This is a genomic window from Metapseudomonas resinovorans, from assembly GCF_002003485.1.
In the GTDB taxonomy this organism is placed as follows: Bacteria; Pseudomonadota; Gammaproteobacteria; order Pseudomonadales; family Pseudomonadaceae; genus Metapseudomonas; species Metapseudomonas resinovorans_D.
In genome coordinates this window covers 58,593-80,135 of sequence record NZ_BDMA01000027.1, presented here as the reverse complement: position 1 = coordinate 80,135, position 21,543 = coordinate 58,593, and the positions used below count along the sequence as shown (strand labels likewise).

Here is a 21,543-nt window from a genome sequence, read left to right as displayed (position 1 = left end):
CGCCGAACGTTTGGTTAAGGTGCCCGCTTTAGCCGGTCTCGAGCGAGCGAAGCGGATGGCTTGAACCGTATGTTATAGGGCACTTTGCAAATCAATGCTTCCGAATTTCAATGAAAGCTCTTCAAAACTTTCAGATTCATGGACGAACATCATAAGAAATTCGGTTTCTAAGCCATGGTTAAAGACAGTGCTGTCGTGATCAAAACCACCCATGAATGAAATTCCTTTATCTTTTCCTGTGAGAGTCGATCCTGTTGCTTGAGCCGTAATAAATAAAAAGCGCCGCTGGCCATCGATGTGAATAGGAGTGGCTAGTGGAATGCCTATACATTTTTCGCCACTGGGTAGGTGAACCAAAGTCCAAGGACTTTTAAGTTTGTGCGACACGCGCCTACCCAGTTCTTGATCGGAATAAATGTGACACACAAATTTGATGGATGAAATTTCTTTCTCATCAAATGAGAAAGGTACTATTCCTCGCTTATTCGTTGCTTTCTTGTTGTCTTCAAGGGCTTTGAAGTGGTGGATGCCTTGAAAGTTTGCTGTGAAAATATGGCCGTTAGCAGCGTGCAGAGGGACGGATTGCTTTTTTATTGACGTCTTGATTTTTCCTGTTAAGGAAAAGTGTGCTTGGCCGCTGGGGTGGTGTGAGTATTTAACTAGATGCGAGGTAACTGGAAAGTCTTCACCGATCGTTAATTTTTCGAAAGATTCTTGCCCGGCTGGTAACTTGACTGCCCCAAGCCTCCCCAGACAGCCTTCAAGGTATGGGAATGTCACATATAGAGAGGCATCGCTTGAAGAGAATGCAATTTGAAATATCTTATATTTTTTTCCGTTGATGCCTGCTGCAATCACGTATCGATCAGCACAATAAACATTGATGGCAGGCATCGTGACTCCTTGTGGCTTCTAAATATAAGTAGGCGACACGTAATAGATAATGCTTTACGCCACTTTTGTCGTATATCTTCCTTGCCCCACCCATAACCCCTTGATTCATTTGAGTAGATCACTCAAGAAGTGACATGGGGCTGAGGGAAAATGTGACAACAGCAGGTTGGAGGTTACTCAGGCGTTTGCTGGATGGCTATCGCTGATTGCAGCCTAAGCGTCAGCACCCGTGTGTGACCGTTATTGGTCGATAGCCCTTTGCCAAGACAGTCCCAGACCACGCCACCAGATCGAGCCAACCCGTCTCTTCATACGACATGAAGTCCCCGCCTAGGGATATACCCATCATGCTAGCCAGTAAGTCGTCATTACTTGCTGGCCCCGCGTTGGGTTTCGCAGCGCTCTACCCAACCTACGGGTGCACTCTTTGGGTGCACACACCTTGTAGGGGCGAAATCATTCGCCAAGCAGGCCGAAGGTCTGCCCTTGGAGTTAACAGGGGGCAGCTTTGCTGTCCTTGGCGAATGAATTTGCCCCTACACATTTATCCCGCCACAACGGCCATTCCCCTCGTCGTCCATCTGGACGATTCCCCCTCCTGCACAACTCGCCAGACTCCTTCGCACCAGGGGCGCTCGCCCCGAGAGTCACTAGAAGGCAAGCGTTATGGAATTCGCGTTCAGCGATGAGCAGGAGATGATCCGCGAGTCCGCCGAGAGCTTTCTCGCGGATGTATCCGACTCCGCCGCCGTGCGTGCGGCAATGGCCAGCGACCTTGGCCATGACCCGGCGCTCTGGCAGCGCGTGTGCAGCGAGATGGTCTGGCCGGCCATCCATATTCCCGAAGCCTATGGCGGCCTCGGCTTGGGCTTCGTCGAACTGGCGATCCTGCTGGAGCAGATGGGCCGCCGGCTGTTCTGCTCGCCGTTCTTCGCCAGCGCCTGCCTGGCCACCCCGGCCCTGCTGCTGGGGGGGAGCGAGGCGCAGAAAGCCAAATGGCTACCGCAACTGGCTGATGGCAGCCTGACGGGCACCCTGGCCTATGCCAGCAACAGCCGCAACGGCCTGGACTCGGTACAGGCCAATGTGCGCGAAGAGGGCAAGGGCTTCGTCCTCGACGGCAAGTTGCGCCAGGTGGTCGACGGCCACAACGCCAACCTGTTGATCGTGGCGGCGCGCGGTAGCGAGGGCATCGGCCTGTTCGTGATACCGGCAGACACGCCCGGCATCAGCCGCAGGCTGGTACCGACCCTGGACCAGACCCGCAAACTGGCCGAAGTCGAACTCAACCACGTTTACGTGGGTGCCGATGCTGCGTTGGGGGCATCGGGGCAGGGCGGTGAGCTGCTGGAGAAAATCCTCCAACTGGCCTGCGTGGCCCTGGCCGCCGAGCAGACCGGCGGCGCCCAGCAGGCTCTCGATCTGACCCTGGCGTACACCGCCGAGCGGCAGCAGTTCGGTCGCGCCATCGCCAGCTTCCAGGCCATCAAGCACCGCGCCGCCGACATGATGCTGGAAGTGGAGTGCGCGCGTTCGGCGGCCTTGTACGCCGCCTGTGTGGCCGAAGAAGTCCTGGCCGGCAATGGCGACCCGGACGTCGCCGCCGAACTGCCCCTGGCCGCCGCCCTCGCCAAGTCCCGCTGCTCGGAGGCCTTCTTCCATTGCGCGGCGGAATCGATCCAGCTGCATGGCGGCGTCGGCTTCACCTGGGAGTACGACCCGCACCTCTACTTCAAGCGCGCCCGGGCCAGCGAAGCCCTGTTCGGCGCGCCGTCCTGGCACCGCGAGCGCATCGCCGTTGCCCTCCTGGGGGAATACGCATGAAGATCAGTTTCAGTGAGGCGGACGAAGCCTTCCGCCGCGAGGTGGCCAACTGGCTGGCCGATAATCTCCGGGGCGAGTTCGAGCAGCTGCGCTTTCGCGGTGGACCGGGCGACGAACACAGCTTTCCCGAGGAGCGTAAGGCCTGGGAGCGCAAGCTCGCCGAAGGTGGCTGGACCTGCGTGGGCTGGGCGCCGGAACACGGTGGGCGCGGTCTTTCCATCAACCAGCAGGTGATCTTCCACGAGGAGTACGCCCGGGCTGGCGGTCCTGGCCGCATGGGGCACATCGGTGAGGGACTGGCCGGGCCGACCATTGCCGCCTTTGGCACCGACGATCAAAAGCGCCGCCTGCTGCCGGGCATCGTCGCCGGTACCGAGTTCTGGTGCCAGGGCTACTCCGAGCCCGCCGCGGGCTCTGACCTGGCCAATGTGAAGACCCGCGCCGTGCTGGAGAACGGCCAGTGGCGCATCAGCGGGCAGAAAGTCTGGACCTCGCTCGCCCACGAATCCGAATGGTGCTTCGTCATCGCCCGTACCGAGGCGGGTAGCGTCGGCCACCAGGGGTTGTCGTTCCTGCTGGTGCCCATGCACCAGCCGGGCATCACGGTACGCCCCATCGAGCAACTCACCGGCACCTCCGAATTCAACGAAGTGTTCTTCGACGAGGCGCTGACTGACGCCGACAACATCCTCGGCGCGCCGGGCGATGGCTGGAAGATCGCCATGGCCCTGCTCGGCTTCGAGCGCGGCGTGTCCACCCTCGGCCAGCAGATGCTGTTCCAGAATGAACTGGAAGAGATCATCCAGATCGCTCGCGCCAATGGCGCCGCGCGGGACCCGCTGCTGCGCCAGCGTATCGCCGAAGCCTGGGGCGGACTGCGCATCCTGCGCTACAACTCCCTGCGCATGCTTTCCGGTGCCCAGGATGGCGGGCTGCGCCGCGAGGCGATGATCTACAAGCTGTGCTGGGCCAACTGGCACGTGGCCTTGGGCAAGCTGGCCATGGACGTGCTCGGCCCCGACGCCGAATTGCTGGAAGGCGGGCCCTACGAGCTGGGCCGCCTGCAGTCGATGTTCCTCTTCAGCCGCTCCGATTCCATCTACGGCGGCACCAACGAAATCCAACGCAACATCATCGCCGAACGCGCGCTGGGCATGCCCCGCGAGCCGCGCGTGCGCACCTGATCCGAGGACCTTGCATGAGCATTCCCACTTACGTTCCCGGCCACGGCCTGCTGCGCGGCAAGTCGGTGTTGATTACCGCTGCGGCAGGGGCAGGCATTGGCTTCTCCGCCGCCTTGCGTGCCGCCGAGGAAGGCTGCCGCGCGCTGATGATCAGCGACATTCATGAAGGCCGTCTGCAGGAAGCCGCTGCGAAGATCCGCGAGGCCACCGGCCTCGACCAGGTCCATGGTCAGGTCTGCAACGTCACCAACGAAGAGCAGGTGCAGGCCCTGGTGGCCGCCGCCGAGCGCGAACTGGGCGGCGTCGATGTACTGATCAACAACGCCGGCCTGGGCGGCTCGCGCCTGCTGGTGGAGATGGGCGATGAGGAGTGGAATCGCGTCCTCGACGTGACCCTCACCGGCACCATGCGCATGACCCGCGCCATGCTGCCGAAGATGATGGATCGCGGTCGCGGTGTGATCGTCAACAACGCCTCGGTCCTCGGCTGGCGCGCACAGAAGGAACAGAGCCACTACGCCGCGGCCAAGGCCGGGGTCATGGCCCTGACCCGCTGCGCAGCGGTGGAAGCGGCCGAGCATGGCATCCGCATCAACGCCGTCAGCCCGAGCATCGCCCTGCACGACTTCCTGAAGCGGTCCGCGCCCAAGGAGCTGCTCGACCAACTCGCTTCCCGCGAAGCCTTCGGCCGCGCGGCGGAAGTCTGGGAAGTGGCCAACGTGATGATGTTCCTGGCCAGCGACTACAGCTCCTACATGACCGGCGAAGTGCTGTCGGTTTCCAGCCAGAGGGCATGAACATGTCGACGATCTTCGCGACACCGTCTGCACTGCTGGAGCACGTCGGCGAACAACTGGGCCGGAGTGACTGGATCAGCGTCGAGCAATCGCGCATCGACCAGTTCGCCGAAGCCACCGGCGACCACCAGTGGATCCATGTCGACCCCGTCCGCGCCGCCGGCGGCCCCTTCGGCGCCTGCATCGCCCACGGCTACCTGACCCTCGCCCTGGTCAACCTCTTCCTGCCGCAGATAGTCGAAGTACGCGGCATTTCCATGGGGGTGAACTACGGCTGCGAGAAGGTCCGCTTCCCCAATGTGGTCCGTGCCGGCAGCCGCGTGCGCGGCAGCGCCCAACTGGTCGCCGCCGAAGAAGTGAAGGGCGGCATTCAGGCCACCATTCGCGTCAGCGTGGAGATCGAAGGTGAGGATCGGCCCGGCTGCGTGGTGGACACCATCAGTCGGTATTACCCGGCGTAACCCTCACCCCAACCCTCTCCCAGAGGGAGAGGGGGCTGTCCGTGCAGTGGTTGAGCCCGTTTGTCTCCCCTCTCCCTCCGGGAGAGGGGCCGGGGGTGAGGGAAGCCCTCGCCCCGCACCTATTCAGAGGATCGCAGGATGAAAGAAGCCGTAATCGTATCCACCGCCCGCACCCCCATCGGCAAGGCCTTCCGGGGCGCCTTCAACGACACCGAAGCGCCATTGATGGGCGGCCACGTGGTACGCGAGGCGCTGCATCGCGCCGGTGTGGAGCCGGGTGAGGTGGACGACGTGATCATGGGCGCCGCCGCCCAGCAAGGCACCCAGGCCTATAACCTCGGCCGTCTCTGCGCGGTGGCCGCCGGGCTGCCCTCCAGCGTGGCCGGCATGGCGGTGGAGCGTCAGTGTTCGTCGGGCCTGATGAGCATCGCCCTGGCGGCCAAGAGCATCATGTGCAACGAGATCGACATCGCCATCGCCGGTGGGCTGGAGTCCATCTCCCTGGTGCAGAACAAGCACAAGAACAGCTACCGCAACCAGTCCGAAGCGGTGCTGGCGCAGGACCCGCGCGCCTACATCCCGATGATCGAGACGGCGGAAATCGTCGCCGAGCGCTACGGCATCTCCCGCGAGGCCCAGGACGAATACAGCTACCAGAGCCAGATGCGCACCGCCCTGGCCCAGAGCGCAGGCCTGTTCGACGCCGAGCTGGCGCCACTGACCGTACGCAAGCTGGTGACGGACAAGGCCACCGGCGAGAGCCGCCACGAATCCGTGACCCTCACGCGCGACGAATGTAACCGCGCTGACACCACCCGCGAAAGCCTGCGCGCCCTGGAGCCCGTGTGGCAGGGCGGCCAGTGGACCAATGCCGGTCGCTTCATCACCGCCGGCAACGCCTCTCAGCTCTCCGATGGCGCCAGTGCTTCGGTGCTGATGAGCGCACAAGCGGCCGCCCGCCGAGGCCTGGAGCCACTGGGCATCTACCGTGGCCTGGCGGTGGCCGGCTGCGATTCCGACGAGATGGGCATCGGCCCGGTCTTCGCCATTCCCAAGCTGCTCAAGCGCCACGGCCTGACCATGGATCACATCGGCCTGTGGGAGCTGAACGAGGCGTTCGCCTGTCAGGTCATCCACTGCCGCGACACCCTGGGGATTCCTGACGAGCGCCTGAACGTCAACGGCGGTGCCATTTCCATCGGCCATCCCTTCGGTATGTCCGGCGCGCGCATGGTTGGCCATGCGCTGGTCGAAGGTAAGCGCCGTGGTGTGCGCTATGTGGTGGTGAGCATGTGCATTGGTGGCGGCATGGGAGCCGCTGCCCTATTCGAAGTGGTATGAGGAGCGTCCGATGATCAGTCCGAAGCAAGTACAAGAAACCATGGCCCGCTACGTCGAACTGGTGGACGCCTGCGACATCGATGGCATCGTCGCGCTCTACGCCGCGGATGCCACGGTGGAAGACCCCGTCGGCAGCCCGCCCCATGTGGGCATCGAGGCCATCGACCGCTTCTACCGCGAAGGACTGGGCCGCGCCAACGCCCGCGCTCGCCGCACCGGCCCGGTGTCCGCCAGCCACGCCGGCAGTGGCGCGGTGCCCTTCTGCGTGGATCTGGTGTGGAACGGCGCGCCGTGCTCCATCCAGGTGATCGACGTGATGGAGTTCGACGCCGAAGGCCGGATTCGTTCCATGAAAGCTTTCTGGGGCGAAGCCAACCTGGTGGCGAGGGACGCGTCATGAGCCTTGAGGCGCGTATCGCCGGGCTGGAAGCGCTGGAAGCCATCCGCCTGCTCAAGCACCGCTACTTCAACGCCTGCGACCTCAAGGACGTTGAGGCGATCCGCGACTGCTTCGCCGAAGGGCCCATCGCCATCGACTACGGTCCGGTGGGCACCTTCGGCGAGCGCGACAGCTTTGTCGCGCTCTACCAGTCCCTGGCCTGCAACGAACGGGTGATCGACCTGCACCACGGCGCCAACCCGGAAATCGAGTTGGCGGGGGAGGGGGAAGCCGTTGGGCGTTGGGCGCTCTACTACTTCAACGTCGATGCCGAGACTGGTGCCACGCGGCAACTGGGGGGGATTTACCAGGATCGCTATCGGTGCATCGATGGGCGCTGGAAGATCGTCGAGACGGTGTTCAGGGCGCATTCGATGGTGGAGTCCGCTGCGACCACTTGATGGGTATCGCTCCGCTCCACCGCATCCTACGACCCATATGGCACTCCGTAGGATGGGTCGGGCGGCGCTCCGCGAGCGGAGCGATACCCATCAGTCTTTCAGTTCACCCCCGCTGCTTCCAGAAACGACGGCTTCTCCCCGCCGCCATGCACGCAGATATCCGCGCCGCTCACATAGCTGGACAGCGGTGAGGCCAGGTACAGGCACGCATCGCCAATGTCCTCCGGGCTGGCCATGCGCTGCAGCGGAATCCCCGCCGCCACCCGTGCCACACCTTCAGCATCGCCGTAGTGCAGTTCGGCCTGCTCAGTGAGGATCAGCCCTGCCGTGACCGCATTCACCCGTACCTTTGGCGCCCATTCCACGGCGAGCGAACGGGTCAGGTTGAGTAGTCCAGCCTTGGCCGCGCCGTACGCGGCGGTGCCGGGGGAGGGGCGGGAGGCGCTGACGCTGCAGATGTTGACGATGGCGCCGCCGTCCGGCTGTGCCTGCATCACCCGGTTGGCGAGCTGGCAGAGGTTGAGCGGTGCCAGCAGGTTGAGGCGGATGATCGACTCCGAGAAGCGCGGCGATGCCGTGGCGGCTTCGGCGTGGGGCGCGCCGCCGGCGTTGTTCACCAGCACGTCGAGACGGCCGAAACGGTCGACGATGGCGTCCACCAACTGCTGAAGCTGCTCGATGTCCCGCACGTCGCAAGGCAGGAAGTGCGCCTCGCGGCCGCCATGGATCGGCAACTGGTCCGGCGCATTGCGGCCACAGATCACCACCTCGGCACCACAGGCAAGAAAGCGCTGGCTGATGCCCCGGCCCACGCCCTTGCCGCCTCCGGTCACCAGTACCACCTTGCCGCTGAAATCCAATGCATCGCCCATGGTCGCTTCCTCTGAAATGTCGATGGGCAGAGGCTAGGGCCAGCAGGGCGGGGCGCCTACGTCCGGGAGGACTAGGGAATCTGCTGTTGGGGCCCATTTCTGTAGGGGCGAATTCATTCGCCAAGGGCGGCGAAGCTGCCCCCCGGATTGTGAAGGGCAGACCTGCGGCCTGCTTGGCGAATGAATTCGCCCCTACAGGTTTGCCGCGCCCAAATTCCGAACACCCCTGCTAGTCCTCTCGGACGATGTTGCCCACTGGAGCGCGCCGAATAATCCGGGCACAACTACAAGCCGAGGAGAGTCCCATGGACGCGCGATTGCCAGGGCGTTTCGTCACGCTGCCCGATGGCCTGCGACTGCATTACATCGAGGCGGGAGAAGGCGAACCGGTGGTGTTCATCCATGGCAGCGGCCCCGGCGCCAGCGGCCATAGCAATTTCAAACAGAACTACCTGGAATTCGCCGACGCCGGCTACCGCGTCATCGTCCCGGACCTGCCGGGCTACGGCGCTTCCAATAAGCCGGAAACCACCTACAGCCTGGACTTCTTCGTCTCTGCCCTGACCGGCCTGCTGGACGCTTTGGACATCCAGCGTTGCGTGCTGGTGGGCAACTCCCTGGGTGGCGCCATTGCCATCAAGCTGGCGCTGGATGCGCCGCGCCGTGTCAGCCGTCTGGTGCTGATGGCGCCGGGTGGCCTGATGGAGAAAGAGCAGTACTACCTGCAGATGGAAGGCATCCAGAAGATGGGCGCCGCCTTTGCCAATGGCGAGCTGAACGACGCCGACGGCATGCGCCGTTTGCTGTCCCTGCAGCTCTACGACGCCTCGCTGATCAGCGACGAGACCGTCAATGAGCGGGTTGCCGTGGTGCAGCAGCAGCCGCGTTGCGTGCTCAGCACCATGCAGGTGCCCAACATGGCTTCGCGCCTGTCCGAGCTGTCCTGCCCGATCCTCGGTTTCTGGGGCATGAACGACAAGTTCTGCCCGTCCTCCGGCGCGCAGACCATGCTGGAGAACTGCACCAACATCCGCTTCGTGATGCTCAGCGAGTGCGGCCACTGGGTGATGGTGGAACACCGCGAGCTGTTCAACCGAACCTGCCTGGACTTCCTCGCGGAGGGCCGGCCATGAGTGAAGCTCTGCAACGTGAGTTTGGCGAGGAGCTCTACCAGGCGTTGCTCGCCGGTCGCACCCTGGCGCCGCTGACCGAGCGCTGGCCAGAGATCACGATCGAGGACGCCTACCGCATCTCCCTCTACAGCATCGAGCGCCGCGTGGCGGCAGGCGATGCGGTGGTCGGCAAGAAGATCGGCGTCACCTCCGAGGCCGTGCAACGCATGCTCAACGTGCACCAGCCGGACTTCGGTTTCATTACGCGTGACATGTGGTTCGACGATGGCGATGAGATTTCCCTTGCCGAAACCCGTCTGATCCAGCCCCGCGCCGAGGGCGAGATCGCCTTCAAGCTCAAGCATGACCTGGTGGGGCCGGGCGTCACCGAGCAGGACGTGCTCGATGCTACCGAGTACGTGATGCCCTGCTTCGAGATCGTCGATTCGCGCATCCATGACTGGAAGATCCGCATCCAGGACACCGTGGCCGACAACGCTTCGTGCGGAGTCTTCGTGCTCGGCCGCGAACAGGTCGACCCGCGCGAGCTGGACCTGCCCAACCTGCGCATGAGCGTGTTCAAGAACGGCACGCAGATCAGCCAGGGCCTGGGCTCGGCGGTACAGGGCAACCCGCTCACCGCGGTGGCCTGGCTCGCCAACACCCTGGGTGCCTTCGGCATCCCCTTCAAGGCGGGGGAGATCATTCTCTCCGGCTCCCTGGTTCCACTGGAGCCGGCCCGCGCCGGCGACCACTTCGAACTGACCATCGACGGCCTGGGCAGTGCCCAGGTGTCCTTCCGCGACTGACTCCGGGGAATGAGCATGAGCAAGAAACTCAAGGCGGCCATCATTGGGCCGGGCAATATCGGCACCGACCTGTTGATCAAGATGCGCCGCTCCGAATGGATCGAGCCGGTATGGATGGTGGGCGTCGACCCGACTTCGGAGGGCCTGAAACGCGCCGCCGAGTTCGGCCTGAAGACCACCGCTGAAGGCGTCGACGGCCTGCTGCCCCACGTGCTGGACGACGATATCCGCATCGCCTTCGATGCCACCTCGGCCTACGTCCACGCCGAGAACAGCCGCAAGCTCAATGAGCTGGGCGTGATCATGATCGACCTCACCCCGGCGGCCATCGGCCCTTACTGCGTACCACCGGTAAACCTCAAGGAGCACGCCGAGAAGCTGGCGATGAACGTCAACATGGTCACCTGTGGCGGCCAGGCCACCATTCCCATGGTGGCGGCGGTATCCCGAGTGCAGCCGGTGGAGTACGGCGAGATCGTCGCCACCGTGTCGTCCCGCTCCGTGGGGCCGGGCACCCGGCAGAACATCGACGAATTCACCCGCACCACCGCTGGCGCCGTGGAGAAGATCGGCGGAGCGAAACGCGGCAAGGCGATCATCGTCATCAACCCGGCCGAGCCGCCGCTGATGATGCGCGACACCATCCACTGCCTCACCGAGGGCGAGCCGAATGAGGCGGAAATCCGCACTTCGGTGCTGCACATGGTCAAGGAAGTGCAGCGCTACGTGCCCGGCTACAAGCTGATCAACGGCCCGGTATTCGATGGCCGCAAGGTGTCGATCTTCATCGAAGTGGAAGGGCTGGGAGACTTCCTGCCCAAGTCCGCCGGCAACCTCGACATCATGACCGCCGCCGGCCTGCGCACCGCCGAGATGTTTGCCGAAGAGGCCCACAAGGGCGCTCTGCAATTGCCCACTCGCTGATTGGAGATACCCACATGAACCTGCAAGGCAAGCGCGTGCGCCTGCACGACATGAGTCTGCGTGATGGCATGCATGCCAAGCGCCACCAGATCAGCCTGGACGAGATGGTCGCAGTGGCCACCGGCCTCGACGCCGCTGGCGTGCCGCTGATCGAAATCACCCACGGCGATGGCCTGGGCGGTAGCTCGCTGAACTACGGCTTCCCGGCCCACTCGGACGAGGAATACTTCGACGCGGTGATCCCCAAGCTGAAGCAGGCCAAGGTCTCGGCCCTGCTGCTGCCGGGCATCGGTACTGTCGACCACCTGAAGATGGCCCACGACCTCGGTGTTTCCACCATTCGTGTCGCCACTCATTGCACCGAGGCGGACGTTTCCGGCCAGCACATCGGCATGTCGGCGAAGATGGGCCTGGACACCGTCGGCTTCCTGATGATGGCGCACATGGTCAGCGCGGAAAAACTGCTGGAGCAGGCGAAGCTGATGCAGAGCTACGGCGCCAACTGCATCTACTGCACTGACTCGGCGGGCTACATGCTGCCGGACGAAGTGACGGAGAAGATCGGCGTGCTGCGTGCTGGGCTTAGTGCCGACACTGAGGTGGGCTTCCACGGCCACCACAACATGGGCATGGCCATTGCCAACTCCCTGGCTGCCATCGAGGCAGGCGCCGCACGAATCGACGGTTCGGTGGCAGGCCTTGGCGCCGGAGCCGGCAACACCCCGCTAGAGGTGTTCGTCGCGGTGCTGGAGCGTATGGGCGTGGCAACCGGCATCGACCTCTACAAGATCATGGACGCGGCCGAGGACCTGGTGGTGCCGATGATGGATCAGCCGATCCGCGTCGACCGCGACGCCCTGACCCTGGGCTACGCGGGCGTGTACAGCTCCTTCCTGCTGTTCGCCAAGCGTGCCGAGAAGAAGTACGGCATCCAGGCCCGCGAGCTGCTGGTGGAGCTGGGGCGTCGCGGCACCGTGGGCGGCCAGGAAGACATGATCGAAGACCTCGCCCTGACCCTGTCGCGCCAGCGCGACGTGCTGCCGACCTGACGGATCAGGCGATCAAGTCGTCATCACCTGGCCGGTCTTCCCGTGCCAGGTGATGGATGACGTACCAGCGAACGCCCAGCGACGCCCCCAGGGCGGACAGCACCGTCAGCAGAATCCGAAAGCTTTCCCCGTCCATGATTGCGAATCCGGTTGGTATGGGGACTCAGCCTAATCCAGCCGTTCGGGGATTGAACAGGTGCAGTTAAAGGCGGGGAGGGTGGAGCAGTTTTGGTGGTCCGAGTGGAGATTGATGGCCCTCACCCCAACCCTCTCCCGCAGGCGGGAGAGGGGGCTATCCGTGCGGAGGTTCGGCCGTGTGTCACCCCTCTCCCTCTGGGAGAGGGGTCGGGGGTGAGGGGAGTTGAACCCCGCGCGGACTACTCACACCCGATTCCCACTCCCCCTTCTCCTTGCCTGCGCCAGCAGCGCTGGCCCGATCTCTTCCAGCGGTAGTACCTCTTCCGCCGCGCCAATCTCAGCCGCTTCCCGAGGCATTCCGTAGACCACGCAGCTGGCTTCGTCCTGGGCGACGGTGTAGCCGCCGGCTTCGCGGATTTCCAGCAAGCCTCGCGCACCGTCCTTGCCCATGCCGGTGAGGAGGGCGGCGATCAGATTGCGGCCGGCGCAGCGGGCGGCGCTGTTGAACATCACATCCACCGCCGGGCGATGGCCATTCACCGGGGGCGCCTCGGACAGGCGCGCGACGTAGTTGGCCCCGGAGCGGGCCACTTCCATGTGCAGGCCGCCGGGGGCGAGGAGGGCGGTGCCGGGGAGGATGCGGTCGCCGTCGCGGGCTTCGCTGACGCTAATGCGGCAGAGCTTGTCCAGGCGCGCGGCGAAGGAACGGGTGAAGCCGGGCGGCATGTGCTGGGTAATGACCACGCCGGGGCTGTCGGCGGGCAGGCCCAGTAGCACTTCCTTGATGGCCTCGGTGCCACCGGTGGAAGCGCCGATGGCGATCAGCTTTTCAGTGCCGACGATGGGCAGGCCGCGTTCGACCGGGCGCTCCACTGCGCTGCGGCGGATCATGCGCGCGCGGGCGGCGACCTTGAGCTTGGCACGGATCTCTTCGGCGTAGGCCTGCATGCCATCGGCAATGCCCAGCTTGGGCTTGGCGACGAAGTCGATGGCGCCCAGTTCGAGGGCGCGCAGCGTTGCCTCGGAACCGCGCTCGGTCAGTGAGGAAATCATTACCACCGGTGTTGGTCGGCCCTTCATCAGCTTGTCGAGGAAGGTCAGGCCGTCCATGCGCGGCATCTCCACGTCGAGGGTGATGACGTCGGGCGAGTGCTGCTTGATCAGGTCGCGGGCGACGTAGGCGTCGGGTGCCACGCCGACCAGTTGCAGTTCGTTGTCGGCCCGTACGATTTCGCTGAGCAGGCTGCGGATGAGCGCCGAATCGTCCACCACCAGTACCTTGATCGGCACGGGCTCACTCCTTGAACAGGTCGTAGGGTCCCAGCGCTTCCCCGCGCTTGAGGTAGAGGATGTATTCCAGCTCGCGCTGCAGGATGGTGTCGTTGTGCAGGCTCTTGAGCTTCTTCACCAGTACCTTGCCGCTGGAGGGGAAGATGTAGACCTTGCGCGCCTCCGCGCCCATCACGTCTTCGGCCAGCAGGGGAATGCCTTCGGTATCCAGGTAGCTGTGGACGAACTCCACGGTGCGCAGCGTGGTATCGACGCGGAGCAGGTCGTTGGGCAGGTTGCCGGCGCCGAACACTTTGGCTTCCAGCTGGTGACGTCGCGCGCCCTGACGCTGCATCTCGTCGCTGAGCTGCTCCATGATGCGCACGCCGTGGTGGGTGGCGGCGCTGGCCAGGCCGCTGCCCGGACCGGGCTCGGGCAACATGAACTGGTTCATGCCGCCAATGCCGCGCTGCTGGTCGAACAGGCACACCGCCACGCAGCTGCCGAGCACCGAGACCAGCACCTGGTCCTCGGTGGTGGCGTAGAACTCGCCGGGCAGCACCTTGACCGCCGGCAACTGGAAATCCGGGTCGAAATAGCGGGTGGCGGCAATGGCGCCTGCGGTTTCTCCTTTCATGACGAGGCTCCCGGTACAGGCTGATAGACAGTGCGGCTGACCAGTTTCACCACGTGGTTGGCCTGCACGAAACTTTCCGAATGGCCGGCAAAGAACAGACCGTCCGGCCGCAGCAGGCGCACCATGCGTTCCAGCAGGCGCACCTGGGTGGGCTTGTCGAAGTAGATCATCACGTTGCGGCAGAAGATGGCGTCGAGCCCGCCACTGAGGTGCCAGTCGCGATCCAGCAGGTTGATGCGGCGGAACTCCACCATCTGCCGCAGTTCGGGCACGACTCGTGCGAGACCGGCATTGGCTCCGGTGCCGCGCTGGAAGTAGCGCTTCTTCACGGCGGGGTCCAACGGGTCGAGACGCTCCACCGGATAGATGCCGCGCCGCGCGGTTTCCAGCACGCCGGTGTCGATGTCGGAGGCGATGATCTGCACGTTCTGGGCGCGATCCCCCAGGGCCTGGTGCAGGGCGATGGCCATGGAGTAGGGCTCTTCCCCGGTGCTGGAAGCAGCCGACCAGAAACGCAAAGGCCGGCTCCGGCGCGAGGGTTCCCTGGCCAGGGCGGCTAGATGGTCGAAGTGGTGGCGCTCACGGAAGAAGGCGGTGATGTTGGTGGTCAGCGCATTGATGAAGGGCTGCCATTCCTCGGGGTGCTGGTCGAGGTAGGCGAGGTAGCTGGAGAAGGTGCGCAGTTCGAGTTGGCGCAGGCGCCGCGCCAGGCGGCTGTAGACCATCTGCTGCTTGCTGGTGGCCAGGCTGATACCAGCGCGGTGATAGAGCCGCTCACGTACCTGCTCGAAGTCGTGGTCGTTGTAGCCGAACTCATGTTCGCCCAGCACGTGCGCATTCATTGCGTGACCTCAATGACCCCCGGCGCCAGGGCGCCGGGGGCTACGGGACTAGAACTCTTCCCATTCCTCTTCCTTGCTGCGCGCGCTTCGCCCTGCCCGGGTCGGGCGTGCGCCCTGGGGCTGGCGCGCATGGCTGCGGGCGGCGGCAGGCTGGCCGGCGTGGGCCGGGTCCAGCTTGAACACCGCCACCGACTGGGCCATCAGCCCAGCCTGTTCCTGCAGGGCTTCGGCGGCGGCTGCTGCCTGTTCCACCAGCGCGGCGTTCTGCTGGGTCATCTCGTCCATCTGGTTGACCGCGCCGTTCACTTCCTCGATGCCGCGACTCTGTTCGGTGGAGGCGGCGGCGATCTCGGCCATGATGTCGGTGACCCGCTTGATGGCGATCACGATGTCGCTCATGGTCTGGCCGGCCTGGGCCACCAGGGTGTTGCCGTTCTCCACCTTGCTGACCGAATCGGAGATGAGCGTCTTGATTTCCTTGGCCGCCGCTGCCGAGCGTTGTGCCAGGGTGCGGACCTCGGCGGCCACCACGGCGAAGCCGCGACCCTGCTCACCGGCCCGTGCCGCCTCCACTGCTGCGTTGAGGGCGAGGATGTTGGTCTGGAAGGCGATGCCGTCGATGACGCCGATGATGTCGGAAATCTTCCGCGCCGAGTCGTTGATGGCGGTCATGGTGCTGACCACCTTCTGCACCACGTTGCCGCCTTCAGTGGCCACTTCCGAGGCGTTCACCGCGAGGGAGTTGGCCTGGCGCGCGTTCTCGGCGTTGAGTTTCACCGTGCTGGTCAGCTCTTCCATGCTGGAGGCGGTTTCTTCCAGGCTGGAGGCTTGCTGTTCGGTGCGGGTGGACAGTTCGGCGTTGCCGCTGGCGATCTCGCTGGCGGCGGTGTTGATGGTGTCGGCGGATTCGCGGATCTGCCCGAGCATGCGCGACAGGCTCTGCGCCGTTTCGTTGGAGTAGTCCTTGAGCTCGCCGAAGGTGCCCTGGTAGTCGGCGCTGATGCTTTGCGAGAGGTCGCCCTGGGCCAGGGCACCGAGCATTCGCGAGACATCCTTGAGGCCTTTGTCGGCGGTGTCCGCCAGGCTGTTCAGGCCGGTGGCCAGGTTGAGGATGAAACCACTCTTGCCGGTTTCGTCGATGCGCTTGGAGAAGTCACCGGCAGCCGCTGCGCCGACCAGCGCGGCGACCTCGCGTTCGACCTGCACCTCCAGTGTCCGGTCAGCCCATTCGACGACCGAGCCAAGGCGTTCGCCGGCATCGCTGATGACCGGGTTGGCCACCAGGCCGAAGGTGCGTCCGCCCACGTCGATCTGGGTGCGGAAGGTGCTGGTGAAGGTGGCGAGTAGGCGCTTCTGGTGCTCGGGGTTCTTGTGGAACTGGTCGATCGAACCGCCCAGCAGCTTGCTCACGGAGAACGATGGCAGCGCCTTGCGCAGGTCGGCCTCGGCGTTCTGCAGCATGCTGGTGACGGTCTTGTTCATGTAGATGATGTTGCGTTCGCCGTCGGCGATCATCACGTTGGTGCTGCAGTTGTCCAGCGCGCTCTTGATCCGGGTGTTCTCCGACGCGGCCTGGGCTGCGGCCTTGAGGCGGTCGCGCACGCCGTCGATGGCTTCGGTGATCTGCGCCTTCTTGCCGGGAAGGCGTTCCATGTCCTTGCTGAAGTCGCCGCGACCGTAGGCGGTGACCACGCCCACGACCTGCATTTTCACCGCGATATGGGCGGCCACCAGTTCGTTGATGCCTTTCGCCAGGCGCACGTGGGTGCCGCTGAAGCGGTCTTCCGGGATGACCTGGTCGATCCAGCCTTCCGTGTGCTGGCGGGTCATCTCCACCAGCGCCTTATCCAGTGCCTCGGTGCTGGCACTGTCCGCCGCCTGCTGGCGCAGGCTCTTCTGCAAGCGGGCGAGGCTGTCGTAGACCGGCGTCCAGATCGGGTCGTCGCCGGCACCGATGGATTGGTCGAGATTGCCCTCGGCCAGGCCCTGGATCAGGCTGGCCAAGTGTTGTGCGCGAAGCTGAGCTTGTGCTTTTCCGTTGAACAGACCCATGGCTTATCCCCTTGCGTGTCAGGCTGCGGCTGCTTCGACCAGGGCCATTTCGCGGCTGGTCATCAGCTTCTCGATATCCACCAGGATCAACATCCGCTCGGCCACGGTGGCTAGGCCCAGCAAGTACTCGGTATCGAAGCTGGCGCCGAACTCCGGCGGCGGCTTGATCTCCTCGCGCGACAGGGCGATCACGTCGGAGACCGAATCCACCACCACACCGACGATGCGTCGGCCGATGTTGAGGATGATCACCACGGTGAACGGGTCGTAGGTGACGTCGGCGAGGTTGAACTTGATGCGCAGGTCGACGATGGGAACGATGGCGCCGCGCAGGTTGATCACGCCCTTGATGAAGGCCGGGCTGTTGGCGATGGTGGTCACCTGGTCATAGCCGCGAATTTCCTGCACCCGGAGTATGTCGATGGCGTACTCCTCGCGACCGAGGGTGAAGGTTAGGTACTCCTGGGCCGGTTGCCCGGCCTGTTCCGCACTCGCACTAAGGGAGTTCATGCAGCGCTGCTCCTTGTTGTTGTGCCAGACCCGGCAGGGCGTCGACATCGAGGATCAGGGCGACGCTGCCGTCGCCCATGATGGTGGCGCCGGCGATGCCATCGATCCGGCGGAAGTTCTGTTCCAGGCTCTTGATCACCACTTGTTGCTGCCCCACCAGGTCGTCCACCAGCAGGGCGAAGTGACGCCCGTCGGCTTCGAGGATGACCACGATGGACTGTTCGGCTGGCAGCGGCGGGGCGGCTTCGCCCAGCAGGTCGTGCAGCGAGAGCAGCGGCAGGTACTCGCCGCGCACCCGGATCACCGCACCTTCCTCGCCGCCCAGGCCGCGGATGTCAGCAGCTTTGGGCTGCAGCGATTCGACGATGTAGGTCAGCGGGATCACGTAGTGGGTGCGCGCCACGGCGACGATCAGGCCATCCAGGATGGCCAGGGTCAGCGGCAGGCGGATGCTGATTCGGGTGCCCAGGCCAGCGGCCGAGTCGATGTCGATGCGTCCGCCCATGGTCTGGATGTTGCGCTTGACCACGTCCATGCCGACGCCGCGTCCGGAGAGGTCGGTGACCACTTCGGCGGTAGAGAAGCCGGGCATGAAAATCAATTGCCAGACGTCGGTGTCGCTCATGCCGTCGTGTACCGCCAGGTTCTTCTCGCGGGCCTTGGCGAGGATGCGCTCGCGGTCAAGACCACGGCCGTCATCGCTGATTTGCACGACGATGCTGCCGCCCTGGTGGAAAGCGCCCAGGCGTACGGTGCCGCTGGCTGGCTTGCCGGCGGCCAGGCGCGTTTCGGGCAGCTCGATACCGTGGTCGATGCTGTTGCGCACGATGTGGGTGAGCGGGTCGCTGAGGCGCTCGATCACGCCCTTGTCCAGTTCCGTGTGTTCGCCCTGCAGCACCAGTTCCACCTGTTTGCCGAGTCGCGAAGAGGTATCGCGGACCAGGCGTGGGAAGCGGCTGAAGATGAAGCTGATGGGCAACATGCGGATCGACATCACCGATTCCTGCAGGTCGCGGGTGTTGTGTTCGAGCTGCGCCAGGGCCTGGTGGATGCGCTCGTGCAGGCTCGGGTCGAGTGCGCCACCGAGCTGGCCGAGCATGGCCTGGGTGATGACCAGCTCGCCCACCAGGTTGATCAGGCTGTCGATCTTCTCGACGCTGACGCGGATCGAGCTGGACTCGCTTTCCGCCATTACAGGTTTGCTGGCAGGTGGTAACGCCGTGGGGGCTGGCCTGGGCGCTTCGGCGACGGTTTTGGCGGGCGCGCCGGGGGCTTCATCGAACAGGCCGAAGGCGCTGGATTCGTCCTGGACGGGCAGGCCGGGAGCATCGTCGAAGAAGCCGAAGTCGTCATCGGCTGCCGCTTCGGGCATGCCCGGTGCGTCATCGAAGAAGCCGAAGTCCGCTGCTTCGTCCGGTGCTGGTGCGGCGTCCAGCAACCCGCGCAGACGGGTCACCGTTTCTTCCACCGGCACGCTCGCGTCGGGGCACTGCCGGCGATGGGCGTCCAGCAGGCGCATCAGGACGTCACGGGCTTGCAGGAACAGGTCGACCATGTCCGCGCGCAGGGCCATCTGGCCGCTGCGGATGCGGTCGAGCAGGGTTTCCAGCTCGTGGGTCACGGCGGTCAGGTCATCGAAGCCGAACATGCCGGCCGAACCCTTGATGGAGTGCGCGGCACGGAAGATGCCGTTGAGCTCTTCCGCGTCAGGCTGCTGCAGGTCGAGACCGAGCAGCAGCAGTTCGAGGCTCGCCAGGTGCTCTTCGGTTTCCTCGAAGAAGACCTGGAGGAACTGATTCATCCCTTCGTTCATGGGAGGCGCCTTGTGCCGGGGTCAGGGGAGGACCTTGCGAGTGACTTCCAGCAGCTTTGGCGGATCGAAGGGTTTGACCAGCCAGCCGGTGGCACCGGCGGACTTGCCTTGTTGCTTCATGCTGTCACTGGATTCGGTGGTCAGCATGAGGATGGGGGTGGCGCGGTAGCCGGGCAGCCCGCGCAGGCTGCGGATCAGGCTGAGGCCATCCATGTTGGGCATGTTCTGGTCGGTGAAGACCAGGTTGTATGCCTTGCTCTGCGCCTTGCCGAGGCCATCCTTGCCATCTACCGCCTCGTCCACGAGGTATCCGGCGGCTTTGAGAGTGAAGCTCAGCATCTGTCTTATGGATGCGGAGTCGTCGACGATCAGGATCTGCTTGCTCATCAGTGCCGCTCTCCTTGCCGCTTTTTTTCTGGGGGTGAAACCTTTTTTCCTTGTGAAGCGGGCAACTGCGTTGCCCCTGGCGAATGAATTCGCCCCTACAAAATCCAACTCGCACACCATGGCCACTGGCCATGTTTATGTGTAGATGGGCGCCTGATGAGCGTCCAGCCGCTGACGCCAGCCATTCGTCGCAATGATGGGTGGCGAATGGCTGCTGTCTATCGATTCAGAAAAGCTCCACCTCTCCGGCACTTACGTTGCTCTGGGCGACGGGATTGGCGACCGGCTTGCGCAGCTCGCGGGTTTCCTGGTCGACCCTGTCCGCCCATTGCTCCGGCGCCACCGCACGCAACCCGCCGAGCCCCGCGGCAAATCCGCCGAGCTTGGCGAAGTGCTTGCGCATCTGTCCGATCAACTGGCTGCTCATGTCCTGGAACTGCAAAGCGGTAATGGCGTGGTCGACGCCCGAGCCCACCTCCAGGGAAATGCGATCCAGCTCCTGGATCACTTTCAGCGTGTGGCGGTTCATGCCTTCCAGGTCTTCCAGCATGTGGTGCAGTTGCTGCTTGGATTCCAGGGCGATGCCCATGTCCTTGTCCGCCAATTGGGAGATGGCCGACTCGGCGTCCTGGATTTCACGGTAGACCACGTCCACATGCTCGCGAATCTTTTCCGAGAAGCCGGTGGATCGGGTGGACAGGGCACGGACTTCGTCGGCGACCACGGCGAAGCCCCGGCCGCTTTCGCCGGCGCGGGCTGCCTCGATGGCGGCATTCAGCGCCAGCAGGTTGGTCTGCTTGGCGATGGCGTCCATATCGTGGGTGGATTTCAGGATATCGGCGATCTTCTGCGTCACCCGGTCCATGCGTTTCACCAGTTCCTGGGAGGTCTGGCTGGTTTCCAGCGTCGCCTCGACGAACAGGCCCAGGGTGTTGCGGGTGGTGGAGATGAATTCCTGGAAATTCATGCCGTCGTCGGCGCTCTGGTTGCCGTAGCGCTCGATCAAAGAGTGGGAATGGGCGCGCTGCTGGTCGATGCGCGCGGCCAGGCCCTGGAAGCTGTCGCCCAGGCGAGCGATGGCGTCCTGCAACAAGCCATCGACCTGTCCGGCATGCGCCTGCAAGGTGCCCAGGTGTTCGTCCACGGCATCCTGGGCCTGCTGCCAGTCAGGTGCCATCACGGCCGCGACCTGGGCTTGAGCCGCCTGCGGACGGGATTCTCGCTGCAACCAGGTCAGCAGCAGGCTGGCCAGCCAGCCACCGCCGAGGGCCAGCCATACCGGCAGGTCTACGGCGACCATGCCGGCGCAGGCCAGCCAGATCAGGGAATGCAGGGCCAGGCCCTTGATGGGGTTAGCAGGCGACGGATGCGACATGTAGCACTCCCTTGCTGGGGTTGTTTGACCGGACGGCGGCCCCAGGCAGGGTGAAAACTACTGTGACGTTTTCACTCAGCCTGTAATGGGCCATCGGCAACGCTGGTTAAAGCTAGAGGCCAGTCGTCTGGTGTCAAATCGCTATCCATCAGTTTCTTGTGCCATTCATCCCGCCGTTTCGGCCTCCTCTTCAGGCGGGCTGAGATAGCGATGGGCGCCGCAGCGCAGGCAGCGCTGGCAGATCATGGGAACGGCGCCCACTTCTGTACGAAAACCCTCGGTCCATTGGCAACCGAGCAGGAAGCAACGAATACGCATGGCTCCTCCCGGGGGCGTACCCCCTGGTCCAATCCGGCAGTGGTGGGATGAACTGCACTCGCCTTGTTCTTGTTGGAGGCATGGGGCGCCGCGAG

General features: G+C 64.1%; 23 protein-coding genes. 11 read left to right on the top strand and 12 right to left on the bottom strand.

From position 1 onward, the window contains the following. Positions 1-72: 72 nt before the first annotated feature. Positions 73-894, bottom strand: a complete 822-nt coding sequence (locus MnOB_RS28785; RefSeq protein ID WP_158713781.1) for a hypothetical protein — start codon at positions 892-894, stop codon at positions 73-75. 666 nt (positions 895-1,560) lie between these two features. Here MnOB_RS28785 and MnOB_RS08930 point away from each other — a divergent pair. The 7 genes from MnOB_RS08930 to MnOB_RS08900 all read left to right on the top strand — a co-directional run bounded on the left by MnOB_RS08930 (position 1,561) and on the right by MnOB_RS08900 (position 7,341). Then, positions 1,561-2,718 carry an acyl-CoA dehydrogenase family protein gene (locus tag MnOB_RS08930; RefSeq protein ID WP_077523867.1) on the top strand — a complete coding sequence of 386 codons (1,158 nt, stop codon included), beginning with the start codon at positions 1,561-1,563 and terminating at the stop codon, positions 2,716-2,718. Then, complete coding sequence (locus MnOB_RS08925) at positions 2,715-3,902, top strand: acyl-CoA dehydrogenase family protein (protein ID WP_077523866.1); 1,188 nt, start codon at positions 2,715-2,717, stop codon at positions 3,900-3,902. Before MnOB_RS08930 ends, MnOB_RS08925 begins: the two co-directional genes overlap by 4 nt. A gap of 14 nt (positions 3,903-3,916) precedes the next feature. After that, positions 3,917-4,699, top strand: a complete 783-nt coding sequence (locus MnOB_RS08920) for an SDR family oxidoreductase (RefSeq protein WP_077523865.1) — start codon at positions 3,917-3,919, stop codon at positions 4,697-4,699. Positions 4,700-4,701: 2 nt separating this feature from the next. Further along, on the top strand, positions 4,702-5,160 hold the full coding sequence (locus tag MnOB_RS08915; RefSeq protein WP_077523864.1) for a MaoC family dehydratase: 459 nt from the start codon (positions 4,702-4,704) through the stop codon (positions 5,158-5,160). Between the two features lie 138 nt (positions 5,161-5,298). Next, positions 5,299-6,501, top strand: a complete 1,203-nt coding sequence (locus tag MnOB_RS08910) for an acetyl-CoA C-acyltransferase (RefSeq protein WP_077523863.1) — start codon at positions 5,299-5,301, stop codon at positions 6,499-6,501. A gap of 10 nt (positions 6,502-6,511) precedes the next feature. Beyond that, positions 6,512-6,901: a nuclear transport factor 2 family protein gene (locus MnOB_RS08905; protein ID WP_077523862.1), complete on the top strand. Its 390-nt coding sequence runs from the start codon at positions 6,512-6,514 to the stop codon at positions 6,899-6,901. Then, positions 6,898-7,341 carry a nuclear transport factor 2 family protein gene (locus tag MnOB_RS08900; RefSeq protein ID WP_077523861.1) on the top strand — a complete coding sequence of 148 codons (444 nt, stop codon included), beginning with the start codon at positions 6,898-6,900 and terminating at the stop codon, positions 7,339-7,341. The genes MnOB_RS08905 and MnOB_RS08900 overlap by 4 nt, the downstream gene beginning before the upstream one ends. A 98-nt stretch (positions 7,342-7,439) precedes the next feature. Here the strand turns inward: MnOB_RS08900 and MnOB_RS08895 are convergent, their stop codons facing one another. After that, on the bottom strand, positions 7,440-8,213 hold the full coding sequence (locus MnOB_RS08895) for an SDR family oxidoreductase (RefSeq protein ID WP_077523860.1): 774 nt from the start codon (positions 8,211-8,213) through the stop codon (positions 7,440-7,442). Between the two features lie 305 nt (positions 8,214-8,518). Between MnOB_RS08895 and MnOB_RS08890 the strand changes: the two genes are divergently transcribed. Genes MnOB_RS08890 through dmpG form a run of 4 tightly spaced genes read left to right on the top strand, consistent with a single transcriptional unit; the run spans position 8,519 to position 12,107 of the window. Next, positions 8,519-9,346 carry an alpha/beta fold hydrolase gene (locus MnOB_RS08890; protein ID WP_077523859.1) on the top strand — a complete coding sequence of 276 codons (828 nt, stop codon included), beginning with the start codon at positions 8,519-8,521 and terminating at the stop codon, positions 9,344-9,346. Continuing rightward, positions 9,343-10,134, top strand: a complete 792-nt coding sequence (locus MnOB_RS08885; protein WP_077523858.1) for a fumarylacetoacetate hydrolase family protein — start codon at positions 9,343-9,345, stop codon at positions 10,132-10,134. The genes MnOB_RS08890 and MnOB_RS08885 overlap by 4 nt, the downstream gene beginning before the upstream one ends. Before the next feature lie 15 nt (positions 10,135-10,149). Beyond that, complete coding sequence (locus tag MnOB_RS08880; protein ID WP_077523857.1) at positions 10,150-11,058, top strand: acetaldehyde dehydrogenase (acetylating); 909 nt, start codon at positions 10,150-10,152, stop codon at positions 11,056-11,058. Positions 11,059-11,072: 14 nt separating this feature from the next. Then, complete coding sequence (dmpG, locus tag MnOB_RS08875; RefSeq protein WP_077523856.1) at positions 11,073-12,107, top strand: 4-hydroxy-2-oxovalerate aldolase; 1,035 nt, start codon at positions 11,073-11,075, stop codon at positions 12,105-12,107. Between the two features lie 4 nt (positions 12,108-12,111). On the opposite strand, the gene MnOB_RS29365 is transcribed toward dmpG, so the two are convergent. The 10 genes from MnOB_RS29365 to MnOB_RS29010 all read right to left on the bottom strand — a co-directional run bounded on the left by MnOB_RS29365 (position 12,112) and on the right by MnOB_RS29010 (position 21,448). Continuing rightward, complete coding sequence (locus MnOB_RS29365; protein WP_256873490.1) at positions 12,112-12,243, bottom strand: hypothetical protein; 132 nt, start codon at positions 12,241-12,243, stop codon at positions 12,112-12,114. Positions 12,244-12,488: 245 nt separating this feature from the next. Beyond that, positions 12,489-13,535 (bottom strand): protein-glutamate methylesterase/protein-glutamine glutaminase, encoded by a 1,047-nt coding sequence (locus MnOB_RS08870; RefSeq protein WP_077523855.1) that lies wholly within the window; start codon positions 13,533-13,535, stop codon positions 12,489-12,491. A gap of 4 nt (positions 13,536-13,539) precedes the next feature. Continuing rightward, positions 13,540-14,151, bottom strand: a complete 612-nt coding sequence (locus MnOB_RS08865; protein ID WP_077523854.1) for a chemotaxis protein CheD — start codon at positions 14,149-14,151, stop codon at positions 13,540-13,542. Then, complete coding sequence (locus MnOB_RS08860) at positions 14,148-14,993, bottom strand: CheR family methyltransferase (RefSeq protein ID WP_077523853.1); 846 nt, start codon at positions 14,991-14,993, stop codon at positions 14,148-14,150. The genes MnOB_RS08865 and MnOB_RS08860 overlap by 4 nt, the downstream gene beginning before the upstream one ends. A 48-nt stretch (positions 14,994-15,041) precedes the next feature. Beyond that, positions 15,042-17,045: a methyl-accepting chemotaxis protein gene (locus MnOB_RS08855; RefSeq protein WP_077523852.1), complete on the bottom strand. Its 2,004-nt coding sequence runs from the start codon at positions 17,043-17,045 to the stop codon at positions 15,042-15,044. 18 nt (positions 17,046-17,063) lie between these two features. Further along, complete coding sequence (locus MnOB_RS08850; protein WP_077523851.1) at positions 17,064-17,555, bottom strand: chemotaxis protein CheW; 492 nt, start codon at positions 17,553-17,555, stop codon at positions 17,064-17,066. Then, a complete protein-coding gene (locus tag MnOB_RS08845) occupies positions 17,542-19,368 on the bottom strand; it encodes a chemotaxis protein CheA (protein ID WP_077523850.1) in 1,827 nt (608 codons plus the stop codon). Before MnOB_RS08845 ends, MnOB_RS08850 begins: the two co-directional genes overlap by 14 nt. 21 nt (positions 19,369-19,389) lie before the next feature. Continuing rightward, a complete protein-coding gene (locus MnOB_RS08840) occupies positions 19,390-19,755 on the bottom strand; it encodes a response regulator (protein WP_077523849.1) in 366 nt (121 codons plus the stop codon). 226 nt (positions 19,756-19,981) lie between these two features. Next, on the bottom strand, positions 19,982-21,130 hold the full coding sequence (locus MnOB_RS29800; RefSeq protein WP_077523848.1) for a methyl-accepting chemotaxis protein: 1,149 nt from the start codon (positions 21,128-21,130) through the stop codon (positions 19,982-19,984). Positions 21,131-21,295: 165 nt separating this feature from the next. Next, positions 21,296-21,448, bottom strand: coding sequence for a PSPA7_2676 family Cys-rich small protein (locus tag MnOB_RS29010; RefSeq protein WP_178123565.1), 153 nt, complete (start codon positions 21,446-21,448; stop codon positions 21,296-21,298). Positions 21,449-21,543 lie beyond the last annotated feature (95 nt).

Bases quoted from the DNA above. Each gene is read 5' to 3' on its own strand.
- MnOB_RS08860 (WP_077523853.1), bottom strand. From the start codon at position 14,993: ATGAATGCGCACGTGCTGGGCGAACATGAGTTCGGCTACAACGACCAC.
- MnOB_RS08855 (WP_077523852.1), bottom strand. From the start codon at position 17,045: ATGGGTCTGTTCAACGGAAAAGCACAAGCTCAGCTTCGCGCACAACAC.
- MnOB_RS08900 (WP_077523861.1), top strand. From the start codon at position 6,898: ATGAGCCTTGAGGCGCGTATCGCCGGGCTGGAAGCGCTGGAAGCCATC.
- MnOB_RS08920 (WP_077523865.1), top strand. From the start codon at position 3,917: ATGAGCATTCCCACTTACGTTCCCGGCCACGGCCTGCTGCGCGGCAAG.
- MnOB_RS29800 (WP_077523848.1), bottom strand. From the start codon at position 21,130: ATGTCGCATCCGTCGCCTGCTAACCCCATCAAGGGCCTGGCCCTGCAT.
- MnOB_RS28785 (WP_158713781.1), bottom strand. From the start codon at position 894: ATGCCTGCCATCAATGTTTATTGTGCTGATCGATACGTGATTGCAGCA.
- MnOB_RS08850 (WP_077523851.1), bottom strand. From the start codon at position 17,555: ATGAACTCCCTTAGTGCGAGTGCGGAACAGGCCGGGCAACCGGCCCAG.
- MnOB_RS08845 (WP_077523850.1), bottom strand. From the start codon at position 19,368: ATGAACGAAGGGATGAATCAGTTCCTCCAGGTCTTCTTCGAGGAAACC.
- MnOB_RS08930 (WP_077523867.1), top strand. From the start codon at position 1,561: ATGGAATTCGCGTTCAGCGATGAGCAGGAGATGATCCGCGAGTCCGCC.
- MnOB_RS08840 (WP_077523849.1), bottom strand. From the start codon at position 19,755: ATGAGCAAGCAGATCCTGATCGTCGACGACTCCGCATCCATAAGACAG.
- MnOB_RS08925 (WP_077523866.1), top strand. From the start codon at position 2,715: ATGAAGATCAGTTTCAGTGAGGCGGACGAAGCCTTCCGCCGCGAGGTG.
- MnOB_RS08910 (WP_077523863.1), top strand. From the start codon at position 5,299: ATGAAAGAAGCCGTAATCGTATCCACCGCCCGCACCCCCATCGGCAAG.
- MnOB_RS29365 (WP_256873490.1), bottom strand. From the start codon at position 12,243: ATGGACGGGGAAAGCTTTCGGATTCTGCTGACGGTGCTGTCCGCCCTG.
- MnOB_RS08905 (WP_077523862.1), top strand. From the start codon at position 6,512: ATGATCAGTCCGAAGCAAGTACAAGAAACCATGGCCCGCTACGTCGAA.
- MnOB_RS08865 (WP_077523854.1), bottom strand. From the start codon at position 14,151: ATGAAAGGAGAAACCGCAGGCGCCATTGCCGCCACCCGCTATTTCGAC.
- MnOB_RS08880 (WP_077523857.1), top strand. From the start codon at position 10,150: ATGAGCAAGAAACTCAAGGCGGCCATCATTGGGCCGGGCAATATCGGC.
- MnOB_RS08895 (WP_077523860.1), bottom strand. From the start codon at position 8,213: ATGGGCGATGCATTGGATTTCAGCGGCAAGGTGGTACTGGTGACCGGA.
- dmpG (WP_077523856.1), top strand. From the start codon at position 11,073: ATGAACCTGCAAGGCAAGCGCGTGCGCCTGCACGACATGAGTCTGCGT.
- MnOB_RS08915 (WP_077523864.1), top strand. From the start codon at position 4,702: ATGTCGACGATCTTCGCGACACCGTCTGCACTGCTGGAGCACGTCGGC.
- MnOB_RS08885 (WP_077523858.1), top strand. From the start codon at position 9,343: ATGAGTGAAGCTCTGCAACGTGAGTTTGGCGAGGAGCTCTACCAGGCG.
- MnOB_RS08890 (WP_077523859.1), top strand. From the start codon at position 8,519: ATGGACGCGCGATTGCCAGGGCGTTTCGTCACGCTGCCCGATGGCCTG.
- MnOB_RS29010 (WP_178123565.1), bottom strand. From the start codon at position 21,448: ATGCGTATTCGTTGCTTCCTGCTCGGTTGCCAATGGACCGAGGGTTTT.